The sequence below is a fragment of the Photorhabdus caribbeanensis genome (assembly GCF_018448885.1).
In the GTDB taxonomy this organism is placed as follows: Bacteria; Pseudomonadota; Gammaproteobacteria; order Enterobacterales; family Enterobacteriaceae; genus Photorhabdus; species Photorhabdus caribbeanensis.
In genome coordinates this window covers 17,443-33,537 of sequence record NZ_RCWB01000029.1, presented here as the reverse complement: position 1 = coordinate 33,537, position 16,095 = coordinate 17,443, and the positions used below count along the sequence as shown (strand labels likewise).

Sequence of the window (16,095 nt, the reverse complement as noted above, 5' to 3'; positions counted from 1 at the left end):
TCATAATGTTAGAACAAATGGGAAAGGCTGCCAGAGAAGCTGCATGGCAACTGGCGCAGCTAAGTACAAAACAGAAAAATCAGGCATTAATCCGCATTGCAGATTTACTGGAGCAGGAAAGTGCAATCATTCTTGAGGCTAATCAGCTTGATATGATTCAGGCCCGTGAACAGGGCATGAGCGAAGCATTGTTGGATCGTCTGTTATTGACGCCGGAGCGTTTGACAGCGATAGCTCACGATGTTCGTCAGGTATGCCGTTTATCTGACCCAGTAGGGGAAGTCATTGATGGCAGTTTGCTTGATAGTGGTTTGAGGTTGGAGCGTCGCCGTGTACCGCTAGGCGTGGTCGGGGTGATTTATGAAGCACGCCCTAATGTCACCATCGATGTTGCATCTCTGTGTTTGAAAACCGGTAATGCGGTTATTTTGCGTGGTGGTAAAGAGACTCACAACACCAATCAGGCGACAGTGAAAGTCATTCAACAGGCGCTTGAACAGAGTGGATTACCTGCCGCAGCCGTGCAGGCGATAGATAAACCGGACCGTGAGTTAGTTATTGAGCTGCTGAAACTGGATCGCTATGTGGATATGTTGATTCCACGTGGTGGTGCAGGGTTGCATAAGCTGTGCCGTGAGCAATCGACCATTCCAGTTATTACCGGCGGAATTGGCGTTTGTCATACCTTTGTCGATGAAAGTGCTGATTTTGATAAGGCATTGACTGTAATTACTAACGCCAAAGTGCAACGTCCAAGTGCCTGTAATGCTTTGGAAACTTTGTTGGTACATCAGAAAATTGCGGCTGATTTTCTGCCTGCATTGAGCAAGCGCATGAAAGAGCAGGGAGTGACTCTGCATGCGAGTGAATCAGCAATGGTGTTTTTGCAAGATGGGCCTGCTAAGGTCGTGGATGTTACAGAAGCAGATTACCGTGATGAGTGGTTATCTTTGGATATGAATGTGGAAATTGTCGGTGATATGGAGCAGGCAATTGATCATATTCGTACCTATGGTACGTCCCATTCTGATGCTATTTTGACTCAATCTTTGCATAATGCTGACTATTTTGTTCGTCAGGTTGATTCTGCCGCGGTTTATGTGAATGCTAGCACTCGCTTTACTGATGGCGGCCAGTTTGGTTTGGGAGCGGAAGTTGCCGTTAGTACGCAGAAACTGCATTCCCGTGGCCCAATGGGATTAGATGCGCTGACTACGTATAAATGGATTGGCTATGGAGATGATTTAATCCGTAAGTAATGTGCTTATACCCTATGGATTTCAAGATGCATCGCGACGGTAAGGGAATGAATCCCCGGGAGCATAGATAACTATGTTACCGGGGTGAGTGAGTGCCGCCAACAAAGAGGCAACTTGAAAGATAACGGGTATATTGTTACCCCAGAAGCGTGCCTGATTATATTGAAGTTTCGGTAAGACCATGCTTTTGGGGGAGCTTTTACCGTATATATTAACTTTTAATTTTACGTTGATGTAAAGTTCTGGTTACTATAGGCGTTAATATTTTTTAACGATGAAATTTATCAAGGATATCAGGCAGTGAACCAAATATTGTTTATTGTAGGTGCACGTGGGGCAGGAAAAACGACTGTTGGAAAATTATTAGCCAATGAATTATCGTACACGTTTATTGACACTGATCACTATATCCAACAAACCAGCAACATGACCATTGCGGATATTGTTAACCAGCAAGGGTGGCAACAATTTCGGCAATTAGAAAGCCAAGCTTTACAACAAGTTAGTCAAAGCAATCACGTTATTTCTACTGGTGGAGGGATCATTCTTTCTGCTGAAAATCGCCAATATATGCGACAAAATGGCACGGTGATTTATCTTCAAGCCTCAGCGAGCATATTGGCTGAGCGATTAATGCAGCAACCAGAAACTACCCAACGCCCTAGTTTGACGGGAAAATCTATTGTTGAGGAAATGGAAGAAGTGCTTGCCGCCAGAGAAAATCTCTACTGTGAATGCGCGAACTATATTATTAATGCGCAACTTTCACCGGAAAAAATTGCAAATTATGTGAAAGAAATTATGCTCTCTGGAATAGTTTCCTGACGCTATTTTAGTATTTTTTTATAGAGAAATAGGAATATTACAGTGTCGAATAATAAATAGTATCTTCTATTTGTTTTTTCAAATGGGTTGAGATACGAATATGTTGTTTAAATTTCTAAGGCTTGTTTTTCGTTTAATGTTTCGTTTAACAGTAGAAGGAGATATTAAACAATTTAACCACCCAAAATGCCTTATCACACCTAATCATGTCTCTTTTCTTGATGGTGTTTTGTTGACGCTTTTCTTGCCGGTCAAGCCAGTATTTGCTGTCTATTCCAATATTGCAAATCGTGGTTTTATGAAACTGGTAAGTCGCTATGTTGAAATAGTCCCTTTGGACCCAATAAATCCAATGGCTGTCAGGGTGTTGGTTAAGGAAATAGAAAAAGGGCGGCCAATAGTTGTTTTTCCAGAGGGGAGAATTACTGTCACCGGTTCTTTGATGAAAATCTATGATGGGGCGGCTTTTATTGCGGCGATATCCGAAGCTGCGGTGGTTCCTGTTCGTTTTGAAGGATTAGAAAGAACCCTATTCAGCCGATTAAAAGGTATTTTCAAACTTCATCTTTTTCCGAAGGTGACAATGAAAATCCTGCCTGCGACACAATTGCCGATGCCGAATGCGTCTAGTTCGGAGCAACGACGTCGTTTAGCCGGTGAGCGTTTGCATGAAATAATGATGAGTGCACGAATGGCGACCCGACCACAAGAAACAATATTTGAATCTTTATTGGTTGCACGAAAACAATTTGGCCGTTTTAAGCCTTGTATTGCAGATGCTTCTTTTAAAGAAGATAGTTATAACAGTCTGCTTAAAAAAGTACTGGGCGCCAGCCGTATTTTGCAACGTTTTACCTGCCAAGGGGAACGGATTGGTTTTCTTTTACCTAATGCCACTATTATGGTCGCGGCGATATTCGGGGCATCTTTGAGAGGAAGAATACCGGCTTTACTCAACTATACGACCGATAGTCATGGGTTGAAGAATGCGGTAGCGGTTGCCAGTATTAAAACTATTGTGACTTCCCGGCAATTTTTGAAAAAGGAACGATTAACACACTTATCCGAGCAAGTTACTGAGGTTAACTGGGTTTATCTTGAGGATTTGGAAAGTACAGTGACTTTTCTGGATAAATTATGGATCTTGTGGCACCTCTTTTTTCCAAAGCAAGCGATGGTGGCGCAAAAACCCGATGATGATGCTTTGGTGCTATTTACGTCCGGCTCAGAAACTGTATCAAAAGGTGTCGTTCACAGTCACGCTAGTTTGTTAGCCAATGTGGAACAGATAAAAACCATTACTGATTTCAACCCACTTGACCGTTTTATGTCTTCTCTACCGCTATTTCATGCATTTGGGTTGACGGTTGGCTTATTCACTCCGTTGTTGTCTGGTAGCCGGATATTCCTCTACCCAAACCCATTGCATTATCGGGTAGTGCCAGAACTGGTATATGAATGTAACTGTACCGTATTATTGGGTACATCCACTTTCCTGGAGAATTATGCCTATTCTGCTCATCCGTATGATTTTGCGCGTCTTCGTTGTGTGATAGCCGGTGTTGAAAAGCTCACTGAAAATACTAAACAGCTTTGGCAAGACAAATTCGGTATTCGCATTTTAGAAGGATATGGCATGACAGAATGTGCGCCTGTCATTGCATTGAATGTGCCGATGATGGCTAAGGTTGGTACTGTTGGGCGGATTTTGCCGGCAATGGAATCCCGTTTTATTCCGGTAGCAGGAATTAAAGCGGGGGGGCGTTTGCAGTTACGTGGTCCAAATGTGATGAAAGGGTATCTGAGAGTTGAAGATCCAAATCATGTAGAACCACCAGCGGCAAAAGATGAGTATGGGAATATTCAGTCTGGTTGGTTTGATACTGGAGATATTGTTTCAATTGATGAACAAGGGTTCTGTACTATTCTCGGTCGGGGGAAACATTTTGCTAAACAGGAAGAAATCGTGTTATTGGAAAGTGAAGCTGAACAGGAACAATAATCGTGAATGAATCCTCCGTTGTTCAACCGCTATTAACCCGTGGCATGAAAGCCGTATTGGTGTCGCAGTTTTTTTCGGCTTTTGCCGATAATGCGCTGTTGTTTGCGATCCTGGCGCAGTTGAAAGCCCAGTTTTATCCTGACTGGAGTCAGCCGATATTACAGATAGTGTTTGTTTTGGCATATATCTTATTGGCGCCTTTTGTGGGGCAAATTGCCGATCGTTTCCCGAAAAATCGTGTGATGTTGTTTGCTAATAGCCTAAAGTTGTTGGGCGCGTTTACTATTTGCCTGGGCTATGATCCCTTTCTGGGTTATGCCTTGGTGGGAGTGGGGGCTGCATCATATTCACCGGCTAAATATGGAATCTTGGTTGAATTGACCGATGGTGATCGTTTAGTAAAGGCTAATGGTTTGATGGAGGCTTCAACGATAATTGCCATTCTTACGGGTTCTGTTGCTGGCGGTTTTTTGTCTGATTGGAATTTGGCTGTCGCACTGCTTGTTTGTGCGCTGATGTATGGTATCGCTGTTGTCGCTAATTTCTTTATCCCCCGATTATCGGCGGTGCGTCAGGATAAAGGCTGGAATCTGAAAAAGATGCTGACAGACTTTGCTTCATCTTGTTGTATTCTTTGGCATAACAAAGGCGCTCGATTTTCTTTAATTGGCACCAGTTTGTTCTGGGGAGCGGGTATAACCCTGAGATTCCTATTGGTCTTATGGGTACCTGTTGTTCTGGGAATTTCTGACAATAGCACGCCGACAATACTTAATGTGATGGTTGCTGTCGGCATTATTATTGGTGCAGGTGTTGCTGCCCGTTTCATCACCCTTAAAACGGTCCACCGTTGCATGCCTGCGGGTGTTGTAATCGGCGTGATGGTGGTCATTTTTGCTGTTCAGCAAAGTATTTGGGCTTCCTACGTCTTATTAATCATTCTCGGTATTTTTGGCGGTTTGTTTATTGTTCCACTGAATGCATTATTGCAGGAAAGCGGCAGACAAACGATTGGCGCCGGTTATGCAATCGCAGTACAGAATTTGGGTGAGAATATCGCCATGTTATTGATGCTTGGCTTGTATTCATTGGCTATTAAAATAGGCGTCCCGGTTGTTACAACAGGGATAGGCTTTGGTACTCTGTTGGCGTTGACAATCACGAGTTTGTGGATTTGGAACCGGTTTCAAAGAAATTGATCTTTTACCGGATAAAGAGTGTGTTATGAGTGAAAAAATTCTGACTCAGCTTAGTATTGAACTGGGGGAAAAGCTAAGACAACAAAAACTGTGGGTGACTTGTGCTGAATCTTGCACCGGTGGTTGGTTGGCGAAAACAATTTCAGATATTGCCGGTAGCTCTGCTTATTTTGACCGAAGCTTTGTGACATACAGTAATAAAGCTAAGCATCAGATGCTAGGTGTGTCAGAAGCCGTTTTACAGCAACATGGGGCTGTTAGTGAACAGGTTGTGAGGGAAATGGCGGCAGGGGCACTGAAAGCCGCGCAGGCAGATCTGGCGGTTTCGGTTAGTGGCATTGCCGGGCCTGATGGCGGCAGCGAAGAAAAACCTGTTGGCACAGTGTGGTTTGGATTTGCCTATCTAACGGTAAATGGGGTAGAAGTTGTTTCTCGCCGTTGTTGTTTTGACGGCGACCGAAATGAAGTACGCCTGCAAGCTGTCATTTATTCTCTGAAAACACTGTTATCAGAGATTATATACCCTATGAATTTCAAGATGGATCGCGACGGCAAGGGAGCGAATCCCCGGGAGCATAGCTAACTATGTGACTGGGGTGAGCAGTGCCGCCAACAAAGAGGAAACTTGAAAATAAAAAATTAACTTGATGCTGTATGATTATACAGTATAATTACAAACCATGTTTTAGTATTAGAAATTATTCATCGGCAGTGAGAGAACCCTTTCATTGCTTACGAGGGAGTAAAAATGGCTATTGATGAAAATAAACAAAAAGCACTAGCAGCGGCACTTGGCCAAATTGAAAAACAGTTTGGCAAAGGTTCCATCATGCGTTTGGGCGAAGACCGTTCAATGGACGTTGAAACTATCTCCACGGGTTCATTGTCACTGGATATTGCATTAGGCGCTGGTGGCCTGCCGATGGGGCGTATTGTTGAAATCTATGGCCCGGAATCTTCTGGTAAGACAACGCTGACATTACAGGTTATTGCCGCAGCACAACGTGAAGGTAAAACCTGTGCGTTTATTGATGCTGAACACGCTCTTGATCCTATCTATGCTAAGAAGTTGGGTGTTGATATTGATAACTTGTTGTGTTCTCAGCCCGATACGGGGGAGCAGGCTCTTGAGATCTGTGATGCGTTGACACGTTCCGGCGCTGTTGATGTCATTATCGTAGACTCCGTTGCGGCCTTAACGCCAAAAGCCGAAATAGAAGGGGAAATTGGTGATTCTCATATGGGGCTGGCAGCTCGAATGATGAGTCAGGCAATGCGTAAACTGGCCGGTAACTTGAAAAGCTCCAATACGTTGTTGATTTTTATCAACCAGATTCGTATGAAAATTGGTGTCATGTTTGGTAATCCAGAAACAACAACCGGTGGTAACGCGCTGAAATTCTATGCTTCTGTTCGTCTGGATATTCGCCGCATTGGTTCTGTGAAAAATGGCGAAGAGGTTATTGGTAGCGAGACCCGTGTTAAGGTAGTAAAAAACAAAGTGGCAGCGCCATTTAAGCAAGCAGAATTCCAGATTATGTATGGCGAAGGCATTAACACTTATGGTGAATTAATCGATTTAGGCGTGAAGCATAAATTGGTGGAAAAGGCAGGCGCATGGTACAGCTATAATGGCGATAAAATTGGTCAAGGCAAAGCGAATGCTACCATTTACCTGAAAGAGCATCCTGAAATTTCTGCTGAATTGGATAAAAAACTACGTGAAATGCTGTTGCATAATGCCGGCGAATTCAGTAGCGCGGCTTCTGATTACGAAGGCGATGAAAACGAAGAGATGAATAACGAAGAATTCTAATCTGACTAATTATATCGGTAGTCTGTATTCTCGTATTAAAGCTGTAAAAGTTTTTTCATCAAACTTATACCGCGTTAATAATGACGCGGTTTCTTCCCTCAGAAAGCAAGTATTATCCATATCATGCGATCATGCTTTCAGAAAATACCCAGACGATTTACAATGCTGCCAGCGAATGGATGTATCTGGGATTTTACTTCTAATAGAAGAACTTTTATCTTATCCCCACTTTGTTTATTCGTGAGTTGAAAATAGGTGATGGAATATCCCACCTAAGCAATTCATAAATCTGTTTTTTCCAGCTTGATTTCGGGACAATTATGAGCAAAAGCACCGCTGAGATCCGTCAAGCGTTTCTCGACTTTTTTCATACTAAAGGGCATCAAATCGTACCAAGTAGTTCTTTGGTGCCAAATAATGACCCAACACTGCTGTTTACCAACGCAGGGATGAACCAGTTTAAGGATGTATTTCTTGGACAGGACAAAAGATCTTATTCCCGAGCAACAACTGCTCAGCGTTGTGTTCGTGCCGGTGGTAAACATAACGATTTAGAAAATGTAGGTTACACCGCACGCCATCATACTTTCTTTGAGATGCTCGGTAATTTCAGCTTTGGCGACTACTTCAAACATGATGCTATTAGTTATGCTTGGGAACTTCTGACTGGCAAAGATTGGTTCAATTTGCCTAAAGAAAAATTATGGGTGACAGTCTATCAGACAGATGATGAAGCCTATGATATTTGGAAGAACGAAGTCGGCATACCAGCAGAAAGAATTATCCGCATTGGTGATAACAAAGGCGCGCCTTATGCATCGGATAACTTTTGGCAAATGGGTGATACCGGTCCTTGCGGCCCTTGCACTGAAATTTTTTATGATCATGGCGAACATATCTGGGGTGGACCGCCAGGCAGCCCAGAGGAAGATGGTGACAGATATATTGAAATCTGGAATATCGTCTTTATGCAGTTCAATCGTCATGCTGATGGCACGATGGAGCCGTTGCCAAAACCATCCGTAGATACAGGGATGGGGCTGGAGCGTATCGCTGCTGTATTGCAGCACGTCAATTCTAACTATGAGATCGATCTGTTCCGTGATTTGATTACCGTTGTTGCTAATGTCACTGGCGCTACAGATGATCTGAGTAATAAATCTCTGCGGGTTATTGCTGATCACATTCGTTCATGTGCATTTTTGATTTGTGATGGTGTTGTTCCTTCTAATGAAAACCGTGGTTATGTTCTGCGTCGTATTATCCGCCGCGCCATCCGTCACGGTAACATGTTGGGGGCTAAAGATACCTTCTTCTACAAATTAGTTGCGCCATTGATAGCAGTGATGGGCGCTGCGGGAGAAGAGCTGAAACGCCAGCAAACAATTGTTGAGCAGATCTTGAAAACAGAAGAAGAGCAGTTTGCTCGTACTCTGGAACGTGGCCTTCAGTTGCTAGACGATGAACTGGCAAAACTGTCTGGTGATATTCTGGATGGTGAAACGGCTTTCCGTCTGTATGATACCTATGGTTTCCCTGTGGATTTGACCGCTGATGTTTGCCGTGAGCGTAATATTAGCGTTGATGAAGCGGGATTTGCAGTGGCAATGGAAAATCAGCGTCGTCGTGCTCGTGAATCAAGTGGTTTCGGTACCGATTATAATGAGTTGATCAAAGTTGATGAACGCAGTGATTTCTCTGGTTACGATCATAACGAACAGCAGGCAACAGTAACTGCTATCTTTTGTGATGGTGAATCAGTCAATCAAATTCAGGCGGGTGAAGAAGCAATTGTTATACTGGATAAGACTGCTTTTTATGCTGAGTCCGGTGGACAGGTTGGTGATTCAGGCATTCTGAGTAATACCGATTGTGCTTTTTGTGTTATTGATACACAAAAATATGGTCAGGCTATTGGTCATATTGGTAAGCTTGAAAAAGGTACCTTAAGTGTAAACCGTAACATCAATGCGGTTATTGATATTGAACGTCGTGATGCAATTCGTTTGAATCACTCAGCAACCCATCTGTTACATGCTGCATTACGTCAAATTCTGGGTGAGCACGTATCACAGAAAGGCTCTCTGGTTAACGATAAATACCTTCGCTTTGATTTTTCTCACTTTGAAGCGATGAAACCAGAACAGATTCGTCAGGTTGAGGATTTGGTTAATGCCAAAGTTCGTCAAAATTCACCTGTTGTTACTGAATTGATGGATCTGGAGACAGCAAAAGCCAAAGGTGCGATGGCACTATTTGGTGAAAAATACGAAGAGCAAGTCCGTGTACTATCAATGGGGGATTTTTCCACCGAATTATGTGGAGGGACTCATGCAAATCGTACCGGTGATATTGGCTTGTTCCGCATTATTGCTGAATCTGGAACGGCTGCGGGTATCCGTAGGATAGAAGCGATTACAGGTAAAAAAGCGGTGGAATCTGTACATCAACAGGTTGATTTAATTCAAGATATTGCTCAATTAGTGAAAAGTGATATCCATAGCCTGAGTGAAAAAGTACGGATGACGCTGGATAGAACCAAAGCGTTGGAAAAAGAGCTTCAACAGCTTAAAGATCAACAGGCTGCACAAGAGAGCTCTTCTTTAGCAAGTAAAGCGAAAGAAGTGAAGGGTGTGAAGTTGCTGGTCAGTCAGTTAAGCAATACAGAACCTAAGATGTTGAGAACGATGGTTGATGATCTGAAAAATCAACTAGGTTCAGCGATTATTGTGCTTTCCACTATAAGTGATGATAAAGTCAGCTTAATTGTTGGTGTCACAAAGGATCTGACTGCTAAAATAAGAGCAGGTGAGTTAATTTCTTCTGTAGCTCAGCAGATCGGTGGTAAAGGCGGTGGTCGCCCTGATATGGCCCAGGCAGGTGGTTCTGATGTTGAAGCGTTGCCTTCTGCTTTGGATAGCGTGGAAGAGTGGGTAGCATCGCGGCTATAGGCGGTATTACCTGAGTTTACGGGGCACCATAGCGTTGTTTTTATGGTGCCTTGAAATCTTGTTGTGAAATTGTTAAAAGGTTAAGCGCATATTTATTTATTTTGGCTAAACTATATAGGTAGGAAATGCGCTTAAAATTGCTTATACTTTAAGCATATACCATTGTTTTACGTTTTCACGGTGTTTGATGGATAATAGCGGGGAAACCGAAAGACCCGACTCTTTTAAATTTTCAAGGAGCAAAGAATGCTTATTCTGACTCGTCGAGTTGGTGAAACGCTCATGATAGGCGATGAGGTAACAGTTACAGTACTGGGGGTTAAAGGTAACCAAGTTCGTATTGGTGTAAATGCTCCTAAAGAAGTTTCTGTTCACCGTGAAGAAATTTATCAGCGGATTCAGGCCGAAAAGTCTCAGCCAACAACTTACTGACTCTAAGTTGGCGTCCTATCTCGTCAGAACCGGGCGCCATTTTTGAGGGATCTCAACTCTGTTGGTATTTTTTGGTTTTGCTAATTTCTTAATCTCTTGTCTATTTTCCCATCTTTTTTATTTTTCTATCGCAAGAACAGAGTGCTCCTATCATGCTATTGTGGCGAATAATGATTTGCATGCACTTCAATTGAGGTTGTAATAATTTGCTGCTGATAAAGCATGCTTTTTGGCGTCAAACTAAACATCTTGCGTGTGAAGTGTTCAAACAAACACAGGTTTAGAAAAATTGTTTGACTTATAAGTCTGGGAAAGTAATATGTGCGCCACGCAGTGACGAGGAGCTTAAACAAAAGTTCTGAGTCGCGATTCGAAAGAAAGCGTACGGTGAGATGGCCGAGAGGCTGAAGGCGCTCCCCTGCTAAGGGAGTATGCGGTTAAAAGCTGCATCGAGGGTTCGAATCCCTCTCTCACCGCCATTTAAACCACGCATCCATAGCTCAGCTGGATAGAGTACTCGGCTACGAACCGAGCGGTCGGAGGTTCGAATCCTTCTGGATGCGCCATATTCAACCTTGAGATGAAATCATCCGAGGTACCATTCAGGTAATCGAAGCAATCACTGCCTTTTACCAAGAGTGAAAAATTGAACACGCATCCATAGCTCAGCTGGATAGAGTACTCGGCTACGAACCGAGCGGTCGGAGGTTCGAATCCTTCTGGATGCGCCATATTTAGCCTTGAGATGAAATCATCCGGGGTGCCATTCAGGTAATCGAAGCAATCACTGCCTTTTACCAGAGTAAAAAACTGAACATGCATCCATAGCTCAGCTGGATAGAGTACTCGGCTACGAACCGAGCGGTCGGAGGTTCGAATCCTTCTGGATGCGCCATATCAAGCCCCGCTTAAACAGCGGGGCTTTTTCCTTTCTGCTTGTGCCATAATCAACCTGCACTCTGTATGATGCTGAAATGTTTTTGCTGCTATATCTAATCAGCGACAATTTGGCTTGTTTAAGATAAAGTAAACCCTTATAAAAATTCTTCTAAACACTACGGGAGGTCGAATTGATCCCGGACGTATCAAAGGCTCTATCATGGCTAGAGGCGCATCCGACAATTTTAAATGGAATTCGTCGCGGTGTTGAACGTGAAACATTGCGTATTACTTTCGATGGTAGTTTAGCCATAACGGAACATCCTAAAGCACTTGGTGCAGCGCTTACGCATAAATGGATTACTACTGATTTTGCAGAGTCATTGTTGGAGTTCATAACACCAGTTAATGATGACATAAAATATACGATTTCTTTTCTTAGCGATATTCATCGTCACACGGCGCGTATGCTAGATAAAGAAAAAATGTGGCCATTGAGTATGCCATGCTTTATTGATGCGGAAGAGAACATTACTCTGGCTCAATATGGTACCTCGAATGTTGGTCGCTATAAGACTTTATACCGTGAAGGGTTAAAAAATCGTTATGGCGCGTTAATGCAGACCATATCCGGGGTTCATTATAATTTTTCATTGCCAATTGAGTTCTGGCGTGCTTGGGCTGGTATTGAAGATGCAGAGAGTGGTAAAGAGCAGATCTCTAATGGCTATTTCCGCTTGATCCGTAACTATTATCGCTTTGGGTGGGTGATCCCATACCTGTTTGGCGCTTCTCCAGCAATTTGTTCCTCGTTCTTACGTGGAAGAGAGACCTCTTTTCATTTTGATCGAACAGAAGATGGAACTTGTTATCTGCCTTATGCGACTTCACTAAGAATGAGTAATCTGGGGTATACCAATAAATCACAAAGTGATCTGAATATCACGTTTAATAACCTATACACCTATATTGACGAGTTGAAAAAAGCGATTCACAAGCCATCTGATGAGTTTGCTAAATTGGGTATTAAGCAAGGTGATAAACATATTCAGCTCAATACCAACGTCTTACAAATTGAAAATGAGTTATATGCGCCAATCCGGCCTAAGCGTGTCACAAAAGGGAATGAATCGCCTTCTGATGCGTTGCTGCGTGGTGGAGTAGAATATATCGAAGTTCGTTCATTGGATATTAATCCATTTGCAGCGATTGGCGTCAATGAAACACAAATTCGTTTTCTTGACCTATTCTTAATATGGTGCGTGCTTGCCGAAGCGCCAGAAATGAGCAGTGATGAATTAGATTGTTGCCGTAAGAATTGGAATAGAGTGATCCTTGAGGGGCGTAAACCGGGGCAAATGATTGGTCTTGGTTGTGGAAGTGTGGAAGAGCCGTTAGCAAAAGTTGGCAAAAAGTTATTTAGTGACTTGAAACGGGTTGCCACAATATTGGATAGTTGTTCTGGCACACAATATCAAAAGGTTTGCGAAGAATTAATTGCGATGTTTGATGATTCATCACTGACTTTATCGGCTCGCGTACTGGAAAAAATGAAGAGCCAGGGCATTGGCGGCTTTGGGCTGGAACTAGCAGATGAATACCATCAGCAACTGATCAATGAAAAATATGAGGTTATTAGCGACGAACAGTTTGCTATAGAACGCAGGGCCTCCGTAGAGCGACAAGACGCGTTGGAACGTGAGGATACGGTTAGTTTTGATGAGTATCTGAAACAACAGACAGGATGCTAGAGAAGAAAACGGCCACAAGTAAAAGTGGCCAAATAGGATTTTCTAGAGAATAGGGATAATAATAACGCTTCTTTCATTCTTTATGACCGGCGGCAGATGAAAAAGTTTCATTTGCTTGAAGAAAAATCTGAATTTTTTGTGGAGATGAAGAAATGCCTTTACTGGATAGTTTTACTGTTGACCATACTCGTATGAATGCGCCAGCCGTAAGAGTTGCTAAGACTATGAAAGCGCCTCATGGCGACACCATCACAGTTTTCGACTTACGTTTCTGCATACCTAATAAACAGGTTATGCCTGAAAAGGGTATTCATACACTTGAGCATTTGTTTGCTGGTTTTATGCGCAATCACCTCAATGGCGAGGGCGTTGAAATTATTGATATATCGCCAATGGGATGTCGAACAGGTTTTTACATGAGCTTGATTGGCGCACCGGCAGAAGTACGCGTTGCAGACGCATGGAAAGCGGCGATGGCTGATGTCTTGAAAGTGAAAGATCAAAGCCAGATCCCAGAACTAAATATTTATCAATGCGGCACTTATCACATGCATTCACTGACAGAAGCTCAGGATATTGCACGTCATATTCTTGATTCAGACGTCCTCGTTAATAAGAATGATGAGTTGGCATTGCCAGAAGAAATACTGACCGAATTGAAAGTGTAGTTCCATAGCAGCGATGATATTTCAGGTTCCTGAGATGAAGTATTAACAGGAATTTGCCGTTGGAGGCGTGCCTCCAACGGCGCTAATTTTCCGCAGCGATTTAAATGGCTTGTGCTTTTTGCTCAGGAAATTGGCTAATGGGGGTAACTCGAACTTGTTTAATGACATTATCGTTGACTGAAAGTACTTCAAAATTATATTTGCCGATTTGCACTTGTACATTAAGTGCGGGTATTTCACCTAACTCTTCAAGCACCATACCATTAACCGTTCGTGGTCCATCAATAGGCAATGCCCAGTTAAAGGCTTTATTTAATTCGCGGATATTGGCTGTCCCGTCAACCAAAATAGTCCCATCGCTTTGTGGTGAAACTTCTTCAGCCAGAGAAGGGGACATTGATGTTGTAAAATCACCGACAATCTCTTCGAGGATATCTTCAACAGTGACCAGTCCTTGAATATCACCATATTCATCAACGATGAGCCCAGCTTTTTCCTTATTACGTTGGAAATTCACTAACTGGATATTAAGTGGTGTGCTGACGGGGACATAATAGATTTTATCTGCTGCTTTAATTAGGTTTCTTTTGGTGAACTCTTTTTTTTCTGTCATCAGTCGGTAAGCTTCGCGTACACGAAGCATGCCAATGGCATCATCAAGTGAATCACGATAAAGCACGATCCGGCCATGAGGTGAATGAGTTAATTGCCGTATGATGGATTTCCAATCATCATTAATATCAATGCCAACAATTTCATTACGGGGGACCATAATATCGCCGATTGTGATTTTTTCCAGGTCTAAAATTGAAATCAGCATATCTTGATGTTGCTGTGATAGCTTGGCGTTTGATTCATTTACAATAGTGCGAAGTTCATCTTTACTCATTGCGTGACTAGAGCCAGTAGGATGTTTGATACCAAGGCAACGCATTAGCAATAAAGTAATTTTATTTAGCGCCCAGACTAACGGCCGCATGATTTTCTGTAACGGGCGGAGCAAAAAACTGCTCGGAAAAGCGACTCTTTCAGGATAGAGGGCAGCTATCGTTTTTGGCATGACTTCAGAAAATATCAGTACGATAAACGTCAAAATACCGGTTGCAATAGCGACTCCGGCATCACCGTAAAGACGCATACCAATGATAGTAGCAAGTGCTGAAGCAAGAATATTAACCAGATTATTGCCGATAAGAATCAGACTGATGAGTTGCTCTGGGTGACGAAGTAATGCTTCAACTCTGCGGGCAGGTCGGTTCCCTTGCTTTGCCAGATGACGTAAGCGATAACGATTCATTGTCATCATGCCTGTCTCGGAGGCGGAGAAATAAGCTGAGACAATGATCATGATGATTAAAATAATCAGTAACGTGCTGGTTGAGACATGCTCCAAAGCAAAATTCCTTCCAAGTATTGATTGAATATCATACTGCTAGTAAACCATGATTTCCTGTAATAATCGATTGCCGAAATAGGCGAGTGTCAGAGTAAATGCGCCGATCAGGTTAAACCAGATAACGCGTTTACCGCGCCATCCATCATGGTAGTGGCCCCATAATAAAACGATGTAAACAAACCACGCGATGATAGACAAAATAGCTTTGTGGATATTTTCGCTACTGAAAATATTATCTATATAGAGGATGCCGGTACAGAGCGTCAGTGTTAGCAATATTACGCCGACCTGAGTGATATGAAACATTTTGCGTTCAATGAACATTAGTGGGGGCATATTCGGCGCAAAAGAGAGTTTTTTGTTTTTAAGCTGATGATCCAACCATCCAAGTTGTAATGCATATAATGCAGCGATAAGTAACGTTGCGTAACCAAGCAGCGCTAATCCAATATGAATAGATAATTCAAAGCTGGCCTCTAGATGGGTAATGAATTCACCTGGCATCAGACTCGCTAACACCAGATTTATCATGGCAAAACTGTAGACAATGGGTAGCAGGAACCAGGCTCGGCCATGAGAAGCAACAATTGTCATGATGATACAAGTCAGTAAACTGACAATAGAACCTAGGTTTAGGAGGGTGAGGTTTTGCCCGCTGCTAACGTGGAATATCTGATACTTAAGTGCAATGGCATGACAAGTTAAAGCGACAATCGCAGAAAGTAATGCCAGCCTGCGGTATCCTTTCGATTTCCGCAGTAAGTTGGGAATAATCAGTACCAGGCTGAGTAAATAAGCGAATAAAGAAATTATAGAAAATACTGGCATAGCATTAGCCGTTTTAGCGATAGTTTTTGGTTGAATTAAAGCTTAAGTATACCGCCAGCAAGGATAGCCTCCAACCGTTGTTAATCATC

The 16,095-nt window shown here is 42.8% G+C and carries 11 protein-coding genes, 4 tRNA genes and 1 pseudogene; 14 read left to right on the top strand and 2 right to left on the bottom strand.

Translation table 11 applies throughout. The features are described from left to right. The first annotated feature begins 5 nt into the window (after positions 1–5). The 14 genes and pseudogenes from proA to luxS all read left to right on the top strand — a co-directional run bounded on the left by proA (position 6) and on the right by luxS (position 13,782). The gene (proA, locus tag EAE90_RS17340; RefSeq protein ID WP_214054517.1) at positions 6–1,259 is read left to right on the top strand and encodes a glutamate-5-semialdehyde dehydrogenase; all 1,254 of its coding nucleotides are present in this window, start codon (positions 6–8) and stop codon (positions 1,257–1,259) included. A gap of 300 nt (positions 1,260–1,559) precedes the next feature. Next, complete coding sequence (gene aroL, locus EAE90_RS17335) at positions 1,560–2,084, top strand: shikimate kinase AroL (RefSeq protein WP_214054516.1); 525 nt, start codon at positions 1,560–1,562, stop codon at positions 2,082–2,084. A gap of 100 nt (positions 2,085–2,184) precedes the next feature. Next, positions 2,185–4,062, top strand: a pseudogene (aas, locus tag EAE90_RS17330) (bifunctional acyl-ACP--phospholipid O-acyltransferase/long-chain-fatty-acid--ACP ligase); the annotation flags it as partial. Between the two features lie 68 nt (positions 4,063–4,130). Then, complete coding sequence (lplT, locus tag EAE90_RS17325; RefSeq protein WP_246550877.1) at positions 4,131–5,285, top strand: lysophospholipid transporter LplT; 1,155 nt, start codon at positions 4,131–4,133, stop codon at positions 5,283–5,285. Positions 5,286–5,310: 25 nt separating this feature from the next. Next, complete coding sequence (pncC, locus tag EAE90_RS17320; RefSeq protein ID WP_214054513.1) at positions 5,311–5,868, top strand: nicotinamide-nucleotide amidase; 558 nt, start codon at positions 5,311–5,313, stop codon at positions 5,866–5,868. 165 nt (positions 5,869–6,033) lie between these two features. Then, entirely contained in the window at positions 6,034–7,101 is a 1,068-nt protein-coding gene (gene recA / locus EAE90_RS17315; protein ID WP_214054512.1) for a recombinase RecA, read from the top strand. 320 nt (positions 7,102–7,421) lie between these two features. Beyond that, positions 7,422–10,052, top strand: a complete 2,631-nt coding sequence (alaS, locus tag EAE90_RS17310; RefSeq protein WP_214054511.1) for an alanine--tRNA ligase — start codon at positions 7,422–7,424, stop codon at positions 10,050–10,052. A gap of 246 nt (positions 10,053–10,298) precedes the next feature. Continuing rightward, positions 10,299–10,484 carry a carbon storage regulator CsrA gene (gene csrA / locus EAE90_RS17305; protein WP_002209449.1) on the top strand — a complete coding sequence of 62 codons (186 nt, stop codon included), beginning with the start codon at positions 10,299–10,301 and terminating at the stop codon, positions 10,482–10,484. A 386-nt stretch (positions 10,485–10,870) separates the two neighbouring features. After that, a tRNA-Ser gene (locus tag EAE90_RS17300) sits at positions 10,871–10,963 on the top strand. A gap of 10 nt (positions 10,964–10,973) precedes the next feature. Then, positions 10,974–11,050 (top strand) — tRNA-Arg (locus tag EAE90_RS17295). An 88-nt stretch (positions 11,051–11,138) separates the two neighbouring features. Next, a tRNA-Arg gene (locus tag EAE90_RS17290) sits at positions 11,139–11,215 on the top strand. An 87-nt stretch (positions 11,216–11,302) separates the two neighbouring features. Beyond that, positions 11,303–11,379 (top strand) — tRNA-Arg (locus tag EAE90_RS17285). A 175-nt stretch (positions 11,380–11,554) separates the two neighbouring features. Further along, positions 11,555–13,114, top strand: coding sequence for a glutamate--cysteine ligase (gene gshA / locus EAE90_RS17280; protein WP_214054510.1), 1,560 nt, complete (start codon positions 11,555–11,557; stop codon positions 13,112–13,114). Positions 13,115–13,266: 152 nt separating this feature from the next. Then, positions 13,267–13,782: an S-ribosylhomocysteine lyase gene (gene luxS, locus EAE90_RS17275; RefSeq protein ID WP_214054509.1), complete on the top strand. Its 516-nt coding sequence runs from the start codon at positions 13,267–13,269 to the stop codon at positions 13,780–13,782. A 100-nt stretch (positions 13,783–13,882) separates the two neighbouring features. On the opposite strand, the gene EAE90_RS17270 is transcribed toward luxS, so the two are convergent. Both EAE90_RS17270 and EAE90_RS17265 read right to left on the bottom strand, forming a co-directional pair. After that, complete coding sequence (locus tag EAE90_RS17270; RefSeq protein ID WP_214054508.1) at positions 13,883–15,175, bottom strand: HlyC/CorC family transporter; 1,293 nt, start codon at positions 15,173–15,175, stop codon at positions 13,883–13,885. Between the two features lie 39 nt (positions 15,176–15,214). Beyond that, entirely contained in the window at positions 15,215–16,006 is a 792-nt protein-coding gene (locus EAE90_RS17265) for a cytochrome C assembly family protein (RefSeq protein WP_214054507.1), read from the bottom strand. Positions 16,007–16,095 lie beyond the last annotated feature (89 nt).

What these genes read in the sequence shown, in the direction of transcription:
- luxS (WP_214054509.1), top strand. Translation starts at nt 13,267, where the DNA reads ATGCCTTTACTGGATAGTTTTACTGTTGACCATACTCGTATGAATGCG.
- lplT (WP_246550877.1), top strand. Translation starts at nt 4,131, where the DNA reads ATGAAAGCCGTATTGGTGTCGCAGTTTTTTTCGGCTTTTGCCGATAAT.
- recA (WP_214054512.1), top strand. Translation starts at nt 6,034, where the DNA reads ATGGCTATTGATGAAAATAAACAAAAAGCACTAGCAGCGGCACTTGGC.
- pncC (WP_214054513.1), top strand. Translation starts at nt 5,311, where the DNA reads ATGAGTGAAAAAATTCTGACTCAGCTTAGTATTGAACTGGGGGAAAAG.
- proA (WP_214054517.1), top strand. Translation starts at nt 6, where the DNA reads ATGTTAGAACAAATGGGAAAGGCTGCCAGAGAAGCTGCATGGCAACTG.
- EAE90_RS17265 (WP_214054507.1), bottom strand. Translation starts at nt 16,006, where the DNA reads ATGCCAGTATTTTCTATAATTTCTTTATTCGCTTATTTACTCAGCCTG.
- csrA (WP_002209449.1), top strand. Translation starts at nt 10,299, where the DNA reads ATGCTTATTCTGACTCGTCGAGTTGGTGAAACGCTCATGATAGGCGAT.
- alaS (WP_214054511.1), top strand. Translation starts at nt 7,422, where the DNA reads ATGAGCAAAAGCACCGCTGAGATCCGTCAAGCGTTTCTCGACTTTTTT.